The 218-nt window shown below is 60.6% G+C and carries 1 protein-coding gene; it reads left to right on the forward strand.

All coding sequences use genetic code 11. The annotated features are described in order from the left end of the window. A partial coding sequence (locus tag CYD26_RS25195) for an immunoglobulin-like domain-containing protein (RefSeq protein ID WP_158240150.1) occupies positions 1-218 on the forward strand: 218 nt, incomplete at both ends.

The raw sequence follows: 218 nt of genomic DNA on the forward strand, positions 1-218 counted from the left end.
GCTGTTGGTAAGCCGTCCACGACTGTCACCGATGGTCCTGGCACCCAGGATTCGACTGGCCTGAGCGTCAGCGCAACCGGCGAAGTGACTGAAGGCGGCAAGATCGTCTACACCGTGTCGCTGACCAATCCGGCCGGCACCGAAATGAAGGTGACCCTGAGCAACAACCAGGTCGTCACCATCGCCGCCGGTGCGAAAGAAGGTTCGATCACGGTTGA

This window comes from Pseudomonas sp. FFUP_PS_473 (genome assembly GCF_002858665.1).
Classification (GTDB): domain Bacteria; phylum Pseudomonadota; class Gammaproteobacteria; order Pseudomonadales; family Pseudomonadaceae; genus Aquipseudomonas; species Aquipseudomonas defluvii.